This is a genomic window from Anaerolineales bacterium (assembly GCA_015075625.1).
Taxonomy (GTDB): Bacteria; Chloroflexota; Anaerolineae; order Aggregatilineales; family UBA2796; genus UBA2796.
In genome coordinates this window covers 1,293,349-1,309,457 of the sequence record JABTTZ010000001.1, presented here as the reverse complement: position 1 = coordinate 1,309,457, position 16,109 = coordinate 1,293,349, and the positions used below count along the sequence as shown (strand labels likewise).

The 16,109-nt window shown below is 58.1% G+C and carries 13 protein-coding genes; 10 read left to right on the top strand and 3 right to left on the bottom strand.

The features are described 5' to 3' along the window. Positions 1-66: 66 nt before the first annotated feature. The 7 genes from HS103_05485 (at position 67) to HS103_05455 (ending at position 5,281) form a co-directional block, all read left to right on the top strand. On the top strand, positions 67-231 hold the full coding sequence (locus tag HS103_05485) for a transposase (protein ID MBE7512253.1): 165 nt from the start codon (positions 67-69) through the stop codon (positions 229-231). A gap of 3 nt (positions 232-234) precedes the next feature. Next, complete coding sequence (locus HS103_05480; protein ID MBE7512252.1) at positions 235-1,374, top strand: transposase; 1,140 nt, start codon at positions 235-237, stop codon at positions 1,372-1,374. 160 nt (positions 1,375-1,534) lie between these two features. Next, the gene (locus HS103_05475; protein ID MBE7512251.1) at positions 1,535-1,930 is read left to right on the top strand and encodes a PPOX class F420-dependent oxidoreductase; all 396 of its coding nucleotides are present in this window, start codon (positions 1,535-1,537) and stop codon (positions 1,928-1,930) included. Continuing rightward, positions 1,927-2,616: a dienelactone hydrolase family protein gene (locus HS103_05470; protein ID MBE7512250.1), complete on the top strand. Its 690-nt coding sequence runs from the start codon at positions 1,927-1,929 to the stop codon at positions 2,614-2,616. Before HS103_05475 ends, HS103_05470 begins: the two co-directional genes overlap by 4 nt. A gap of 108 nt (positions 2,617-2,724) precedes the next feature. Continuing rightward, positions 2,725-3,354: a DUF3267 domain-containing protein gene (locus HS103_05465; GenBank protein MBE7512249.1), complete on the top strand. Its 630-nt coding sequence runs from the start codon at positions 2,725-2,727 to the stop codon at positions 3,352-3,354. Beyond that, positions 3,351-4,541 carry a glycosyltransferase family 4 protein gene (locus tag HS103_05460; protein MBE7512248.1) on the top strand — a complete coding sequence of 397 codons (1,191 nt, stop codon included), beginning with the start codon at positions 3,351-3,353 and terminating at the stop codon, positions 4,539-4,541. The genes HS103_05465 and HS103_05460 overlap by 4 nt, the downstream gene beginning before the upstream one ends. 362 nt (positions 4,542-4,903) lie before the next feature. Further along, positions 4,904-5,281, top strand: a complete 378-nt coding sequence (locus HS103_05455; protein MBE7512247.1) for a phosphonate C-P lyase system protein PhnG — start codon at positions 4,904-4,906, stop codon at positions 5,279-5,281. 125 nt (positions 5,282-5,406) lie between these two features. Here the strand turns inward: HS103_05455 and HS103_05450 are convergent, their stop codons facing one another. From HS103_05450 to sdhC, 3 genes are read right to left on the bottom strand one after another with little or no spacing between them, the layout of a single operon-like run. Next, positions 5,407-6,135 (bottom strand): succinate dehydrogenase iron-sulfur subunit, encoded by a 729-nt coding sequence (locus HS103_05450; protein MBE7512246.1) that lies wholly within the window; start codon positions 6,133-6,135, stop codon positions 5,407-5,409. Positions 6,136-6,153: 18 nt separating this feature from the next. Further along, positions 6,154-7,923: a succinate dehydrogenase flavoprotein subunit gene (locus tag HS103_05445; protein MBE7512245.1), complete on the bottom strand. Its 1,770-nt coding sequence runs from the start codon at positions 7,921-7,923 to the stop codon at positions 6,154-6,156. Between the two features lie 30 nt (positions 7,924-7,953). Beyond that, entirely contained in the window at positions 7,954-8,979 is a 1,026-nt protein-coding gene (gene sdhC / locus HS103_05440; protein MBE7512244.1) for a succinate dehydrogenase, cytochrome b556 subunit, read from the bottom strand. 433 nt (positions 8,980-9,412) lie between these two features. Between sdhC and HS103_05435 the strand changes: the two genes are divergently transcribed. The 3 genes from HS103_05435 to HS103_05425 all read left to right on the top strand — a co-directional run bounded on the left by HS103_05435 (position 9,413) and on the right by HS103_05425 (position 16,014). After that, complete coding sequence (locus HS103_05435; protein MBE7512243.1) at positions 9,413-10,087, top strand: hypothetical protein; 675 nt, start codon at positions 9,413-9,415, stop codon at positions 10,085-10,087. A gap of 14 nt (positions 10,088-10,101) precedes the next feature. After that, positions 10,102-14,781 (top strand): tetratricopeptide repeat protein, encoded by a 4,680-nt coding sequence (locus tag HS103_05430; GenBank protein MBE7512242.1) that lies wholly within the window; start codon positions 10,102-10,104, stop codon positions 14,779-14,781. Between the two features lie 330 nt (positions 14,782-15,111). After that, on the top strand, positions 15,112-16,014 hold the full coding sequence (locus tag HS103_05425) for a site-specific DNA-methyltransferase (protein ID MBE7512241.1): 903 nt from the start codon (positions 15,112-15,114) through the stop codon (positions 16,012-16,014). Positions 16,015-16,109: the final 95 nt, after the last annotated feature.

Genomic DNA, 16,109 nt, shown 5'->3' with positions numbered 1-16,109 from the left:
AAGCCGCTTCTCCTCCTTTGTGTGGCTGATCGTTGTAAAAGTCGAATATCGCGCTATAGTGTACCTATGGTCGAATATCGCCATAGTACGGGCGTAGTTTATGCGCTGAACTATCCAGAACGGCGTTCGCGGCTGCCAAGCATGTGGAGTCGGAGCTACTCCATCGGCACAATCGGTCACGTTTCCGAAAAGGCGGTCAAGGCGTATATTGAGGCTCAGAAAAGGTCGTAGCCGATGAACCTGACCTATGCGTACCGCTTGTACGTGCGCCCTCGCGAGCGCGTCTTGCTCTCCCGCCTGCTGGAAGAACACCGCGAGGTGTACAACGCCGCGTTGAGCCAGATCAAGACGGCTTTCGAGGTCAACGGCGAGCGGCAGACGGCGGTGAGCCAGTGGGCGTACTTCCGCGAGTGGCGCAAACAGGCTAACATTGTCGCCAATGCCTCGAGCGTACAGCAAACGCTGCGACGTTTGGATAAGGCGTTCGCGGCATTTTTCCGTCGTCTCAAAGCGGGCGAGACCCCAGGCTACCCACGCTTCAAGGGTGCCAATCGCTTGGATAGCGTGGAATACACCTATGGCGACGGGGTGAGCCTGTACTACGATGAGCCGTATGACCGCTTCCTGCTGCATGTCCAGAATGTCGGGGAAATCAAGGTCAAACTGCATCGTTTTTTGCCCGATAGAGCGCAAATTAAGCATGTGGTTCTCAAGCGCAAAGCCACCGGTTGGTATGTCTTTCTGATGTTTGCCGTCCCCGACCCCCTGTTGGTAGAACCCAACGGTCTGCCCCAAGTGGGTGCGGATAGGGGACTGCTGCGCTTGCTGACGCTCTCGGATGGCACACAAATCGACAATCCGCGCTGGCTGCGGGCAAACTTGGACAAACTGCGGCGAACGCAGCGCCGTTTGGCACGCGCCCAAAAGGGCGGACAAAACCGCAACGACTGCCGTATGATCCTTGCCAAACGGCACGAACATATCGCCAACATCCGCAGGGATTTCTGGCACAAAATAACCGACTGGCTGGTTCGTCACTACGGTCTAATTGCCCTCGAACACCTTGATTTGGCGTTCATGACGCGCAATACTCACCTTTCCCTGTCGGCTCACGATGCTGGTCTGGGGCTGTTCAATGACTTGCTGCGCTTCAAAGCGGTAGATGCTGGCTGCGCACTCGTTCATGTCAATCCTCGGAATACCTCTCAGCAGTGCAGCGGGTGCGGTGCGTTGGTGCCGAAAGCCTTGTCTGTTCGGGTGCATTCTTGCCCTCATTGTCAGCTTGAACTGGATCGTGATGTCAACGCCGCGATAAATATCCTTGCCTTAGCCTTGCCAAGTCCGCCTGGATCAGGCGGTCAGGTGCTAACGTAGACCATTGGGTCATGCGTAGCCTGAGAAGCCGCTGCTATGGCGCGGGGCTTCGCAAGAAGCCGCCGACTTTAGCTGGCGGAGTAGGTCACTATGTCCGTCCTTGAGTACATTCTATGAGGCGTGTTGAATAGTAAAATGAGGAATGTACCTAATGTCTGACATTGTAGCTATCCCAGAGCCTGTAAAAGATTTGTTCTCCCGCGAGCGGGCGATCACCTGCGCCCTTGCCACAACGATGGCAGACGGCACGCCGCAAGTGACGCCCGTTTGGTTTGATTACGACGGCACACATATCATTGTGAACACGGCGCGGGGGCGGCAAAAAGACCGCAATATGACGCGGCAGGCAAAAGTGACTATCTTGATCATTGATCCGCAAAATGCCTATCATTGGGCGGAGGTACGCGGCGTTGTTGAGGACGTAACCGAGGATGGTGCAGTTGAGGTGATCCGCAACCTTGCCCTAAAATACAGAGGAACGGATCGCTTCGATCTTAAAGAGGGTGAAGTTCGCGTGACTTACAAAATTGCCCCCCTGAAGGTGAACGGCAAATGACAGAGGCAGCGATGAACCCTATTCACGCGCAGATTGACGGGACGACCTACCGTGTTCGCACCCCCCAAAGCGACACGCCCGCGCCGACCTTGATCATGGTGCATGGTTATCAGGGGACGGAAGATGTGACATGGGTCTTTGCGCGGACGCTCGCTGAGTCGTGGTTGGTTGCCGCCCCACGCGCCCCCCTACCTGCCGGCGGCGGCTTTGCGTGGAACACCTTTGATCCAGCGAATGGACGCGCTCACCCCGCTTCCTTTGCCGAAGGGGTGGCGCATCTCACCCACTTTATCGCGGCGTTTGCGCGGGACTACCCTGTTGATCCCCGCCGCTTATTTGTGTTGGGGTTCAGTCAGGGTGCGGCAATGACCTATGCCTATGCCTTTCAAGCGGCGACAGCACGGGAGCGCGGCGAAGTCACCCCCTACCCGCCAACAGGGATCGTCGCTTTAGGCGGGTTCATCTCCAGCGCAATTCCCAAACCCTATCCCCCCCTTGCCAATCTTCCCATCCTGATGGTGCATGGGACGCATGACGAGACGATTCCCGTCACGCTGGCGCACAAGAACCGTGATGAATTGATCGCGGTGGGGGGAGCAGTCACCTATGTGGAAGAAGCGGTGGGGCATCGTGTCGGCGTGAATGGAATGCGGGCGCTGAATGAGTGGTTAAGGCGCTTTGCCTGAGCGCCGCACACGCCATCTGGATTATCTCGTTGTTTGTCATAGGGGCAGCCCATCCATTCCTTGTCATAATCAGCCTATCTTTGGCATAATGGGTGGGCATACGCCATCATGATTACACCTGAACCGACACACCTCCCTCATTTTGCAGCGTTATCCGAACTTCCCCCTCGTTATGTTCGTATTCGCCGCCTTGACTTAGAATCCCGCCACCGCCTGATCTGGCTAAATATTGGCGGGTTTCTACTCATGGTAGGCGGCGGATTCGTCTTGCTGCGCCACGCCCTTTACCTTCCGGCAGGGACGGTAGACCCCTTTGCGGGGTTCAGCAACCTCCCCCTTGTCGGCATCTTTTTGGTGGGCTTTGCCCTTATGTTGGTCGTTCACGAGCTTTTGCATGGGGTGGGCTTTCGGCTCTTTGGGGCGCGGGTACGCTATGGCTTTGCCCCAAGAAAAGGCGTTGCCTTCGCCGCTGCCGATGATCACTACCTGACGCGCAATGCCTATCTTATCGTCGCGCTGCTCCCGCTGGTGGGCATCACCCTGCTGACGTTGACGCTTTTGCCGCTTACCGCTGGCGTAACGCGAGTCCTCGTCGCCCTCATCGGCGCATTTAATATTGGAGGAGCGGTGGGCGATCTGTGGTTTACGTGGGTCTGCCTCCGCTCACCAAGAACGCTCCTCGTCCGTGATTTTGGCGAAGGGGCAGACCTTTACCTACAGGACAGCACGACTCTATGAGGTTATCCCCTACCCCGCGTAATCTGCTTTACATCACGATCTACAGCGGGATCGGCGGCGGCGAAACGCTCCTCCTGAATCTGATGGGGGCGCTGGATCGGGACACCTACCGCCAATTCCTGATCACCCCCCAACGCGGAAAATTTCCCGAAAAGGCGGCAGCGCTTGGCGTTCAGACGGTGGCAATTCCTTTTCGGGGGGCAAGTACCTTCTTTGTGCCAGCCCTTTGGGGGCGCTTTCCGATCACCCAAAAACTCCGCCATTACCTCCGAGAGCAGCACATCGACGCCGTAATCAGCGATTATCACGCCCTGCCCTTCATTGTCCCCGCCGCCGAGTCCCTCGCTATCCCTGTCCTCTGGACGATTATGGGGTGGTGGTTTCCGCTGCGCCGCTGGCAGCGAGCATTCTTTGAACGCCACGTGGCGGGCATGACGGCAATCACCGCCAATGTGAAGTCACGACTCCTCGGCAGCCCACCGAAGATCATTCCAGAGCGCATCGCCGTTCATATTCCCGGCGTCGATGTTGATACATTCGCTCCAAACGCGGCGGGGGTTGATGGCGGGCGCGTTCGGGCGCAGTTGGGAATCAGCCCCGAAACGCCGTTGGTCGCAATGGCAGCACGCTTTCAGGCGGTGAAAGGGCATGAGGTATTTCAGGATGTCGTGCGGCGCGTTGCGGCGGAAGTCCCCGACGCTCATTTTGTCGCTTCTGGGGATAACGTAGGGTCGTTCAAAGTGCCGAAAGATGAGGCGTATAAGGCGGATATTCTTCAACGGGCAAACGACGATCCCATTCTGCGCCAGCGGCTGACCTACCTCGGTTTTTACCCCGATGTGCGAGATGTGATCGCGGCGGCGGATGTCATGGTTTGTAGTTCGCACTTCGAGTCGCTGCTCATGGTGGCGGTGGAGTCTATGGCGATGGGGCGTCCCATCGTCAGCACAGAGGTGGGCGGACCCTCCGAAACCATCCGTGATGGGGAGACGGGCTACCTTGTCCCTCCGGCGGATGGGGTGGCATTGGCAGAGCGCGTGATCACCCTTCTGCGCGATCCGGCGCTGCGGCAGCGGATGGGCGCGGCGGGGCGGGCGCACGCCGTCCAAAACCTGAGTGTCACGCGCTATGCGGCGACGATCAGCGCCATGCTTGAGGAGTTGATGCAGCGGGTGGGGCGGGGCTGAAGCTCACGCGCTAGGAAGATCACCCCGTTGGGATGAAAAGGCAGTCCCTCGAACACGCTCCCCTTTTGTCAAAATCGTAGATTGCAACTTTCGTCAAAGGTCTTTATCATCGTAGGTAGTGGGTATCGTGGGGTGTCTTGTCTATTGTAGTACCCTCACTGGTTGGTCTGCAACCAGCCTTCTTACAAGAAGGGCGGGCGTCGTTCGTTTACCCCGTGATCACCACTGCCTAACCCATTGGTAATTATATCGTGATACGTGGGGCTGTCAACCATTAAGGGGTCAATCTCCTTGAAAAATACTGTAGAGTTTGGGGGTGTGTTATGACGCAGGATTCACAGGGAGTACGCAGCGATTCACCGATGATCATGGACGCTCTCGATCACAGTGAATGCCTTAGTATTTTGGCGGCTGCCCCGCCAGAGGCTGTCATTGCTCATGCAGAGGCGCTCATCCCGCGTCTGGGCGAGCCGGATATTATCAGCAACCGCACCGTGCTGACAACTCTGCCACACATTGGCGAAGTCTTGGTGACGGAAGTCTGTCTGCTGCTTGCTGATGGCACAGAAGGCTACAGCGCCATTCTCGGCACAGATTCCGCCCATGCGGTGGCTGTTGCCATTCTCGATGCAGCGCTCATCGCTCACCCGGACGATGGGATCGGCACAGACATCCTCGCTTTCATCAACACCCAAGCCGACGCCCTCGCCCACGCTGAGCGCGAACTCGAACCAGCCTAATTTACAGCACGCCTCACATCGCCACACCAAAAAAGTAGGCTGGGGGCAAGCCCAATCTGGCAAAAAAATACGCCCCTTCTCCATAACCGGCTGAGGGGGCGCAGTGAGCGACACACTGAACGCGGTTAGTCCCGCTTTCCGCGTGTGATCGCTTGTTTCACCTCGCCAATGGCGCGTGTCACCTCAATCCCGCGTGGGCAAGCGGGCGTACAGTTGTAGATCGTCCGGCAGCGCCACACCCCATCGGGATCGGAAAGCACCTCTAAGCGCTGTTCGGCTGCTTCGTCGCGGCTGTCGAAGATGAAGCGGTGCGCCTGAACAATGGCGGCGGGTCCGACATAATCCCCATTAGCCCAGAAGGATGGGCAGCTTGTTGTACAGGCGGCGCACAAAATGCACTTCGTCGTGTCGTCAAAGCGCTCCCGATCCACAATCGTTTGCAGCCGTTCGCGAGGCTGCCCCTCGGCGTTTACGGGCGGGGTTGTGTTGTTCACGAAAAAAGGCATAACCGCTTTGTAATGGTCGAAGAATGGCTCCATATCAACGACCAAATCCTTCACCACCTTTAGCCCCAGGATCGGCTCAATCTGAATCTTCGGGTTATCGCCAAATTCTTGGATCAACACCTTACAGGCGAGACGATTCTGCCCATTGATGCGCATGGCATCTGAACCGCAAATGCCCTGGGCGCATGAGCGCCGCAGCGCCAGTGTGCCATCTTGTTCCCACTTTACGCGGTGGAGCAGTTCCAAGATGCGGTTTGTCGGCTCGCAGTCCTTCAGGACATACGTCCCCCAATGGGGTTTGTTGTCTTTGTCTGGGTTATAGCGCCGGATGCGCAATGTCACTTCCATAATCGTTGTCTCCTACGTTTAGTACACGCGCTCTTTCGGCTCATATTCGGTGATCACAACGGGCTTGAAGTCCGTTCGCCCATCTGCCCAGACAAAGGTGTGTTTCAACCAGTTCACATCGTCACGCTTGGGATAATCCTCGCGGGCGTGACCGCCTCGGCTCTCTTTACGTTGGAGCGCCGCAATCGCTGTCGCCTCGGAAATATCCAATAGGCAGCCCAACTCCCACGCCTCCAACACATCGGTGTTGAAGGTTGTTCCGGCGTCCTCCACAAAGAGGTTTTTCTTGAACTCTTCCTTCAACTCGCGCAGCTTGTCAACGGCAGTCTGCATCCCTTGCTCGTTGCGAAAGACGCCCACGTAATCTTGCATGGCAGATTGCATCTGCTTGCGGATCACATCGGGGCGTGTTTTACCCTTTGCCGTGAAAAACCGCTTCACATCTGCTTCCGCTTCTTTTCCGGCGTCGGCGGGCAGCGGGGCAAAATCCGTTCCCTTGCAATAAAGCAAGGCGTCTTGTCCGGCACGCCGACCAAACACCACAAGGTCAACGAGGGAGTTCGTCCCCAAGCGGTTTGCCCCGTGAACGCTCACGCAGGCACACTCGCCCGCCGCATACAAACCCGGGATCACCGTATTTTTGGCGTCCATAATCACTTGGGCGTTGTTGTTCGTTGGGATGCCCCCCATCGCATAGTGGGCGGTGGGCTGGATGGGCAGCGGCTCGTGAAGGGGGTCGATTCCGCAGTACGTCCGCGCCTGATCGCAGGTTTCGGCAAGTTTGCTCTCAATATAATGGGCGTCATAGTGATCGGCTTTTTCGCCCGCCTCCGCTTTGTAACGGCGGACGGTTTCGGGCGTCATATCCAAATGGAGGTAGCGCTTCCCTTTGATGCCCCGCCCCTCGCGCAGTTCAAGGTAAATGGCACGGGAGACGACATCGCGCCCGGCAAGGTCTTTGATCTTCGGGGCGTAGCGCTCCATAAAGCGTTCGCCGCGCCCATTTAACAAAATGCCGCCCTCGCCGCGCACGCCTTCTGTGATCAAAAATCCGGTGGGGTAGAGTCCGGTGGGGTGGAATTGGTAAAATTCCATGTCCTCCATCGGGATGCCGCGCCGATAGCAGACTGCCGAACCATCTCCGGTCAGGCTGTGAGCGTTGCTGGTCACTTCCCATGCCTTGCCCCACCCGCCTGTGGCAAACACCACCGCTTTGCCATGGAACAGGTGAATCTCGCTATCGGACATGCGCACGGCGACGACTCCCGCCGCCCGCCCATTGCTCATGATCAGGTCGATCACATGGTATTCATCGAAAAAGGTCACATTGTTCTTGATGCACTGTTGGTAAAGCGTCTGCAAAATCATGTGACCGGTGCGGTCTGCGGCGTGGCAGGCGCGGCGAACCGGTTTGCCCGTATCGTTGTTTGTGTGACCGCCAAAGCGCCGCTGCGAAATTTTCCCGTTTTCGGTGCGGTCAAAAGGCAAGCCCATATGCTCCAATTCGATCACGGCGTCAATGGCTTCCCGCGCTAGGATTTCCGCCGCATCCTGATCGACAAGGTAATCGCCACCTTTCACGGTGTCGAAGGCGTGCCATTTCCAGTGATCTTCTTCCGTATTTCCTAACGCAGCGCCAATCCCGCCGAGCGCCGCGCCGGTGTGAGAGCGCGTTGGATACAGCTTGCTGATCACGGCGACCTTTGCCCCCCGCGAGGCATACAGCGCCGCCATGAGTCCCGCCCCGCCCGCGCCGACAATCAGCACGTCAAATTGATGAGGTTTCATTGGTGTTCCTTAGAACCTAGCATGTTTTCTTTATTTTCCAACGATCTGTGAGGTCTGGTGGAGTAATTTATCCGTGCTGGCGGGGACGGTCTGGATGATTGCCAACGTCCCAAGCAGCAGCATAGCGATCATCGTCCCCAACAGGGCAAGGCTGATCGTCCGCCGCACGACGGGGTTTTTCACGTAGTCTTCATTGACATACCGCGCCCCGTTGAACCCGTGTATGACGACCAACACCAGCAGCAGCACATCATAGATGCGCCAAATGAACACGCCAGCGACCATCGTATCCCACCGCAGGCGGACGAAATTGACCGCTGGAAGGTCGGTTACGAAATTCGCCGTCAGCGCCCCTACCGGCACATGCCCTGTTTTGGTGATGTCAAACACACCCTGAATCACATGCATCATCGCCAAATGCCCAAAGACAAGCGGGATGATGATCACCCCCGAAATACGCATGAACGACCACATAAAGCGGCTTGATCGGCTGCCCTTGTAGACCTTTTTCGGTGTGTGTTTCAGCCCACCCATCCCCGGAATCACCGAGACCGCAGCCGAGACCACCGCCGCCAAGCCCAAAACGAACACTGTCCCGACGGCAAAGGGCTGCACGGCTTTGATCACTTCGGGAATTCCCAGATCAAAGACGCTCACACGGGTGTTGTAGTAATTGACCACATGCCCAAACATGAGCAAGAACACAGGAACTAGGATGATCCCTGTCGCCACAAACACGATTTTTGCCGCCATTGCTTGGTGACGCCACCACTTTGGGCGGTAATCAAAGAGGACGATCCGAAAGCCGTTTAGCGCGTGGTAAACGACGCACGCCACCAACCCGAACTCGCCAATGGTGAACAGGGGCGTTTTGTAAGCGGCAATCGCTTCGGCGTAGAGTTCGGGGTAGAAGGTTGCCCACGAGGTATCAAAGACGTGCATGATGAGGAAGACGAGTGTGCCAATCCCAGAGAGGCGATGCAGCACCCAACTCCATTGTCCAATTTTGCCGCGATAGCGCAGCGTTTCTGTGATGGTGAGGACGAGTGATGTCATTGTGGAGGCTGTCTCCTGAAGTCTAAGTAGAACAGGGGGTTAATTTTAACGATCATCCCAGATTGTACCCAACTCTTGCCAAGTGGGGTGTGGTTGATTTAAGACGATGGGGCAGTTGCGCCCGCCACTAAAGCAGGGGGCTGAAAGCAGCCACCCCTACAGGGCTTGGAAGGCAAAGCATTTTGTATTTAAGCCCCAACGGGGTGATCATCCCTAGCGCGTGGGCTTTAGCCCCGCGCCCCCGCCGGAGCGCCCACAGGGCTGCGCCCACCACTAAAGCAGGGGGCTGAAAGCAGCCACCCCTACGGGGCTTAGAAGGCAAAAGACTTCGTTCGTCTTTCCCCTTTCTCCTTGCGAGAGGAGGAGGTTAGGGGGCGGGGTAGGAGGTCTAAAGCGCAAACGGGATTCCCCATACCCGCTATAATTAGCGCTCATGCGCAATCGTCTTTTCGTTTTTATTCTCCTTATTGGGCTGCTTGCCGCCTGTGAGGGGGACGACCCGCCCCCCCCTACCCGCCTTCCTTTTGAGCCAGCCGTCATTTACAGTGGCGGCTTTCGGGCGGCGGGCGCGGCGCAGGATGAGGGTCAAATCGCCTTGATCATCACCCCTACGCGGGGGATCGCCGTCGTCTGCGGGGTGGGGGATGGCACATGGCGGGCGTTGAGCGGCTGGTTTCGTGGCAGCGTTGCCAGCGGCACACTGACCACCAAACCCGCCAGCGCCACCTTCACCGCTGACTCTGCCGAGGGTATTCTGCTTGGCGCTGACGGGACGCGCTATCTCTTTCAGGCGATCAAACGCGCCGACACTGCCCAAATCGCGGCGGGCGTTCAAGAGGGCGTCTACCGTGCCGACGCGATTACCATCTCCGGCAGGGATGCGCCCGCCAATCTCTACGTCATTGTCACCGACGCCGAACGCGCCACGCTGTGCGGAATTCTCGTTGATGAACAAGGAACTCCGCTTTCTCGTGTCGCTCTGGTGGGGATTTGGCAGAGTGGATTCAGCACGTTCATGTTTCCTGATTTGCCAGATGCGGCGGGAACGCCCCTAGCCGTCTTTGGCATTGGCACATTCGCCCAAATTGACGGCATTTTGATGGAGTAGCGAAGCGCAGCCGCATGATGAATCCAGCGCCCTTCACCCCGAACCTGACAGACCGCCTAAGTGCCGAATGGTTCGCCCATGCCCGCACCCTGCTTGATCGTGACCCGCAGCACGATCCCGCCGCGCTCCACGCCGAAATGCTGCGGATGACCGCCCCGGAACCCCCCCGCGATGGCGATCTCCCACTCTTGCCCGATAAACGCTACCCGCGCCTCAGCCCCGCCCATGTGCGCCTTGCCCAAGAGATGCTCCTCCCACCGCCGCCGCCCGCCGAACTGATCGGGCGTGGCGCAGAGATGGATCGCTTAGCTGCCGCAATCGGCGCGGGGCGTCTAGCACTGGTGGAAGGGGCGGGCAAAACGGCGCTCCTCCGCCAGCTTGCCGATGATTCGCGCATCCGGCGTTCGTTCAAGCGCATCTGGTGGTTGGACGATCTGCGCGATGCGCTGACCCGCTTGGGGGTTGCCCTTGATGCCCCGAATCTTTTGATCGCTGAGGCACATGAGGCAGCCGCCCCCCTTCGGGAACACCTGACGGAGACAAACACTCTCCTGATCGTTGATTCGACCGAGGGGCTGGACAATGGCGCGGAATGGCTGTTCGCTGTCGCCCCTTATGTGGTGGTGGGGCGCTCTGGTGTAGCGGCACTCCCCCACCTTCCCAACCCGATCAGAGTCACCCTCAGCGGACTCCCCGAAGATGAGGCTGTCCGCTGGTTGATGGCGCTCAGTAGGCAGCCAGAGACAATCATCCGCCCGCTGTGCGCCCTTGTCGAACATCACCCCAACGCAATTCGCCTCCTCGCCGCCATGATGACCGAAGATGGGCTGCCCCCCGCCGCGCTAACGGCGATCCTTGCCGAAACACCCACTGCTGATCCAGCCGGGCGCTTGGCGGCGCTCTACGCGGCGTCCTTTGAGGCGCTCCCCGAAAATTATCAAGCACTTTGTGGGGCATTATCCGCCACCCCGCGCCGTTGGATCAGCGTTGAGGCGATCAGCGGACGTTTTCCCTCGCCTCTTGCCGCAGGGCGGGCGCTCACCTTCCTTGAAAAACGCTGTTTTATCGAGCGCATGGGCGATCAACTGCGCGTCATTGGCAATTGGGCGGATCGCCTCATACGCGGCGAGGGCTGGATGGCACTCGCGAACACACCCCACCCTTCCGAACGCTTGCGGGCGGCGTTGGTCTTAGCCGATCAGGGTGAGCCGGAAGGGACAGCGCATTACCGGAAGGGGGTTGCCCTGACCGATGCCGCTACCGACGATGCCGGCGCGGAGGCGGGGCTGCGGGCGGCGCTGGCAGCCCATGAATCGGCGGGCTTGAAGTATGGCGCGGCGCAGGCGATCCTTGCCTTAGGGCGGCTTGCTTACCTACGCGGGGATGATTCAGGGGCAGCATCACACATTGAGTCCTCGGCACGCATCCTCTACGAACTGCGTGACGACGCTGGCTTAGAAATCGCTCGCGTTGCTCTGGCGCGGGTCTACCGCCGTGCCGGACGTTTGGACGCCGCCCTTGCTATCTTGGGGATAGATTCCGACCCCGCCGAACTCACCGCCGTCTATTGGGCAAAGGGTCTGTGGGGCGAAGCGATCAGCCTTTGTGAGCAGTGGCTGGCGGAAGAAGAACGAGGCATCAACCCGGAACGGCAAGCACAGGCGCGGCTTGCGCTCACACAATCGCTGATCGGCGCGGGGCGCCTTACCGAAGCGCTCAATGTCATTCGCCCTGATTCCAGTTTTGGCGGGCGCTGGATGCGTGCCTCGCTTGCCCACCTGATGGGCGATCTCCCCACCGCGCTGAAGGGTTATGCCGTCCTCCAAAGCGAGGCATCTGCCGAGTGGCGAGCGATTGTGGCGCGGGCGCAAGGGCGAGCGCTGGCGGCATCGGGGGCAGTTCACGAAGCTGCATTGAGCGTTGGCGCAGAGGGGGTGTGGTATGAAGCAACCCTCCCCCGCCCCGCCTTTGCCCGTCAACGTGCCAGCCATGCCTTGCACGCCCATCTGACGCTCCTTGATGGTCGCCCCGATGATGCTGAGTCCGCCGCCCGCCGCGTCCGTGAGATCAGCGGCGAACGTCCCGACCCCGCCGCTGATGCCCTGGCGTTCCATGTCTTGGGGCATGTCGCCCGCCTGAAAGAAGCGCACGAAGCGGCAGCCCTCGCTTTTGAAGCAGAAGCGACAGCGCTTGGCGGTGTTCCCAAGCGGGATGATCATCGTATTGGAATCGCCCTTCACGAACTCGCTGAATCGCAGCGCTGTACCGGAAATGCCGAACGCGCCATTGCCAATTTCCGCCGCGCCCTCAGCCACAAGGACGCCACACGGGATCGCACGGGGACAGCGATCACGGCGTTGGCGTTGGGGCGTTTGCTCCGCGTGACCGGGCGCGTCCATGAGGCATTAGAAACCTTCCAGCGGGCGGTGGAGATACTCCAACCGCGCCCGTCCGCCGATCTCTCCCTCCTCGGCTATGCCCTGCTCAACGTGACCGCCTTGGCGCGTGACCTGAACAAGGCGGGCGGCAGCGATGCCTCTTTCAACGCCCTTATCACAGTCTTTGTGGAGCGTTTTGAGGAGGCTGTTCACCATGAATCGTGGGGGATTCCCTGCCTTGCCATTCGGCTGTTCTTGCACAGCGAGGCTCCCCTTGCCGATCCCGTCGCCGCCATTGACCTTGCCGAACACGCCCTAACCCTCGCGGAGACGAACGCACCGCGCAGCGCTGTCGCCTTTGCCGCCCGCCGCGATCTGGGCGAACTCTACCTACGGGTGGGGCGTCCCGCTGATGCCGCCGAAATCCTCCTGCCCCTCGCTGCCGCCTCCCCCGAAGAAAAATCGGCGCACTCGCTGATCTGGCTCGCCGCCCATCTGACATTGGCGCAGGCGGCGTTGGTGCTTGACGAGACGGCAGAAGCGCTCCGCCAGCTTGAGGCGGCGCGTCCCTATGAACCAGACCTTCATGCACAGGGCGAAATCCTCCGTGAGGCAGCGCGGATCAGTGCCGAAGCGGGCGATCCAGCGGCGGCAGCCGCTTATTTATCCGAGGCGCTCACCCATCTCGCCCGTGAGCGTGACCTGAGCGCCTATGCCGATGCCGTCGTCGCCCTTGCCTATACGCGCTTGCGCTTGCGGCAGTTCCCAGAGGCAATTGATACCTTCAGCGAGGCATTGTCGGTGGTTGAACAGGCTCCCAATGCCAACCCCACCCTGATCGCCGCTGTTTATGCCGATAAAGCCGCTGCCCACGAGACGTTGGGACAGTTCCCCGCCGCTGCCGACGCCTACCGCCACGCTTTGAAACGAATCGATCTACGCCACGACCCAGAGCGCTGGCGGACACTTGCCGTCGCCCTCGGACGGAGCAGCGCCGCTGCGGGCGATCACCAAAGCGCCGTGGAATCCTACTTTGATGCGCTCCAGATCGAAGGCATTCCCCCCGACGAACGGCGGGCAATTCTCACCGTACAGGCGGAATCGTTCATCCAGTTGGGGCAATCCCAAGCGGCAATTCACGCCTATGATACGGCAGTGGGCATTGAGGGGGCATCTCCCTTAGAACGGGCGGACATTCATCGCGGGTTGGGCGCGGTCTATACGACGATTGGGGCGCACGACAAGGCACGCAGCCACTTAAAGCTCGTCCTAGAGGCGGTGCAGGATGATCGCACCGGAATCACCCACAAAACGCTTGGCGATGGTTATCGGGCGCAGGGGATGGGCAGCGAGGCGCTCGATGCCTACCACCGCGCCCTAAACTACCTCCGGCGAGAGACACACCCCGTTGAATTAGCCGCAGCGGAACGCGCCTTAGGGGAGTTGTACCTAGAGCGCAGCAGCTTTGCCAACGCCATTGCCCATCTAGAAAAGGCGCTCGACCTTGAAAAAGCCCGCCCCCAACAGCAAGGCGCAGTGATCGTCGGAATTCTGGGCTACCTTGCAGCGGCGCATGAACGGCGTGGCGAATTGGCAAAGGCGGCGGTGCGCCACCACGAGGCGCTTGTTTACCTTGACCCCCGGCATACGGCAGATAAGCACATCGAAACGCTCTGCGCGTTGGGGCGGCTTTACCTTGCCCTCAAAAAAGGGGATGATGCCACCCGCGCCTTTGAGGAAGCCCGCAAAGTTCACAGCCTACAACCAACCCCCGATGCCGAACAGGGAGGGCGTATCGCCCTCGGTTTAGGGCAGGCGCGAATCTTACAGGGGGCATGGGAAGCGGCAGCGATGATCCTTCGAGAGGTTGCCGAACGATCCCGAACGGTGGCTAGCCGTAACGAGGCAACGCTGATTTTGGAGCGTGCGGAGGGCGAGATCAGCCGCCACCTGACGACCCTGAAGGCTGCTGAACAAAGCCTGACACTCATGGCGCGGACGGGAACGCCCGATCTGATTGGGACGGTCTTTGTTCGGGCGTTGCAGGCACAAACCAGCGCTGATCTGGGGCGGGCAGACGATGCGGTGAAATTCCTCACCCTGTTCAACGAGGTCTTAGCGGCGCGGCGGGCTGAACTGGCGCGGCTGGACGATGATCCAACCGTGCGGGCGCTGCGGGCGCTCCTCGCCGCCGCCGATGCGCCGGAGATGAGGGGGGAACATATCGCCGCCGCCGCCGCCGCGCTCGATGGGCAGCCAAAGACAAATCCGGCGCTGCGGTGGGTCGTGGCGCACCTTGCCGAAGGGGGACGATGATGCGCCAAACAATTACGACGATGCACCATAGCAGCCAACAAATGGGAGCGCATGGACGTGAAGAGGTGCGCAAGTGTGTCTATATGTGGCGAAGGAAGATCGATTAAATGGCGAAACAAGAAGGGGAGCGCCACATAAATAGCCCGCCATAAATGGTTTAGCACAAGCGCTCTCGGAACATAAGTGCTACAATTATTGGCTAATGCATCACAATGCCACAGGCAAGTGGTGGGATTTTCCCAACTTAGAGCGCTGGCTTCCTCAAACGAGACCCAAAGGACATAAATTGTGCAAAAGAACGACACGGTAACACATGACTCTTTGCCCCCAATAGTTTTGAATAGTGATCCACTTTTTAGATGTAAATTGCCCATCAATTATACAAAAACATGCACCTGCCAACCGACACACATTAATTGCTTATCCGCAAAAGAATGGCTTAAGAGTCAAATTGGTGTTTGGCAGTTTCGTTACGAAAGCCGAGATATTCGAGATAAAACCATTCACCCTGCCACCTTTCCAGTTTCGTTGGCAGCCAAAATAATCAAGCTCTTTACTCACGAGGGAGAACTCGTTTTAGATCCATTTGTGGGTAGTGGAACAACGTTAATTGCGTCACAAGATCACAACCGTAACGCCCTCGGTTTTGATTTGCAGGAAAACTACTTGAGGGTTTGCGAAGAAAGACTATCAAGCAATCTTAACCTCTTTGGAAATCGGGCTTTGTATCACCAAATGGCAATTCAGGATGATGCGTTATATGTCGCAGAATATATTAAAAATGATACAGTTAGCTTGATATGGACCTCCCCGCCGTATGCAAATCTTTTGAATCGAAAACGAAAGAATAAATCACGTCGTAATCGAAAGAACGAACAATACGATCAAGTCGAACAATACTCTCAGCATGACCGTGATTTGGGTACTATGTCGCTTGAAGAATATACCGAGGCAATGGGTAATATCTTCGAGCGGCTTCTAGTGTTGCTTCGCCCCAAGGGACACTGCGTTATCAATGTGCCTGATATGTGGTGGGAAGATGAGAGAATTACCCTTCATGTGTCTTTGATTGATGAACTGCGGAAGAGAGGATACGAACTTAGGAATATCATCATCTGGGACAGAACAAACATTGTAAATCAGATTGGAATATTTGGATGGCCAAGCAACTACATTACTATGGGAACAACGTTCGAGTATCTGCTTGATTTTTGGCGCCCTCCTCTAAACTAACGTTGAGCAGGACTATTTCCATTTATTAGACGACAGAGTCATTCGATCTTCGTCTATGGGGAAGGTTATAGCCCTAAAGCGCTGTGTTATTCTCT

Excerpts from the sequence above, each read along its gene's own strand:
- HS103_05435 (MBE7512243.1), top strand. The coding sequence starts at position 9,413 with ATGCGCAATCGTCTTTTCGTTTTTATTCTCCTTATTGGGCTGCTTGCC.
- HS103_05460 (MBE7512248.1), top strand. The coding sequence starts at position 3,351 with ATGAGGTTATCCCCTACCCCGCGTAATCTGCTTTACATCACGATCTAC.
- HS103_05465 (MBE7512249.1), top strand. The coding sequence starts at position 2,725 with ATGATTACACCTGAACCGACACACCTCCCTCATTTTGCAGCGTTATCC.
- HS103_05455 (MBE7512247.1), top strand. The coding sequence starts at position 4,904 with ATGATCATGGACGCTCTCGATCACAGTGAATGCCTTAGTATTTTGGCG.
- HS103_05485 (MBE7512253.1), top strand. The coding sequence starts at position 67 with ATGGTCGAATATCGCCATAGTACGGGCGTAGTTTATGCGCTGAACTAT.
- sdhC (MBE7512244.1), bottom strand. The coding sequence starts at position 8,979 with ATGACATCACTCGTCCTCACCATCACAGAAACGCTGCGCTATCGCGGC.
- HS103_05445 (MBE7512245.1), bottom strand. The coding sequence starts at position 7,923 with ATGAAACCTCATCAATTTGACGTGCTGATTGTCGGCGCGGGCGGGGCG.
- HS103_05480 (MBE7512252.1), top strand. The coding sequence starts at position 235 with ATGAACCTGACCTATGCGTACCGCTTGTACGTGCGCCCTCGCGAGCGC.
- HS103_05430 (MBE7512242.1), top strand. The coding sequence starts at position 10,102 with ATGATGAATCCAGCGCCCTTCACCCCGAACCTGACAGACCGCCTAAGT.
- HS103_05470 (MBE7512250.1), top strand. The coding sequence starts at position 1,927 with ATGACAGAGGCAGCGATGAACCCTATTCACGCGCAGATTGACGGGACG.
- HS103_05450 (MBE7512246.1), bottom strand. The coding sequence starts at position 6,135 with ATGGAAGTGACATTGCGCATCCGGCGCTATAACCCAGACAAAGACAAC.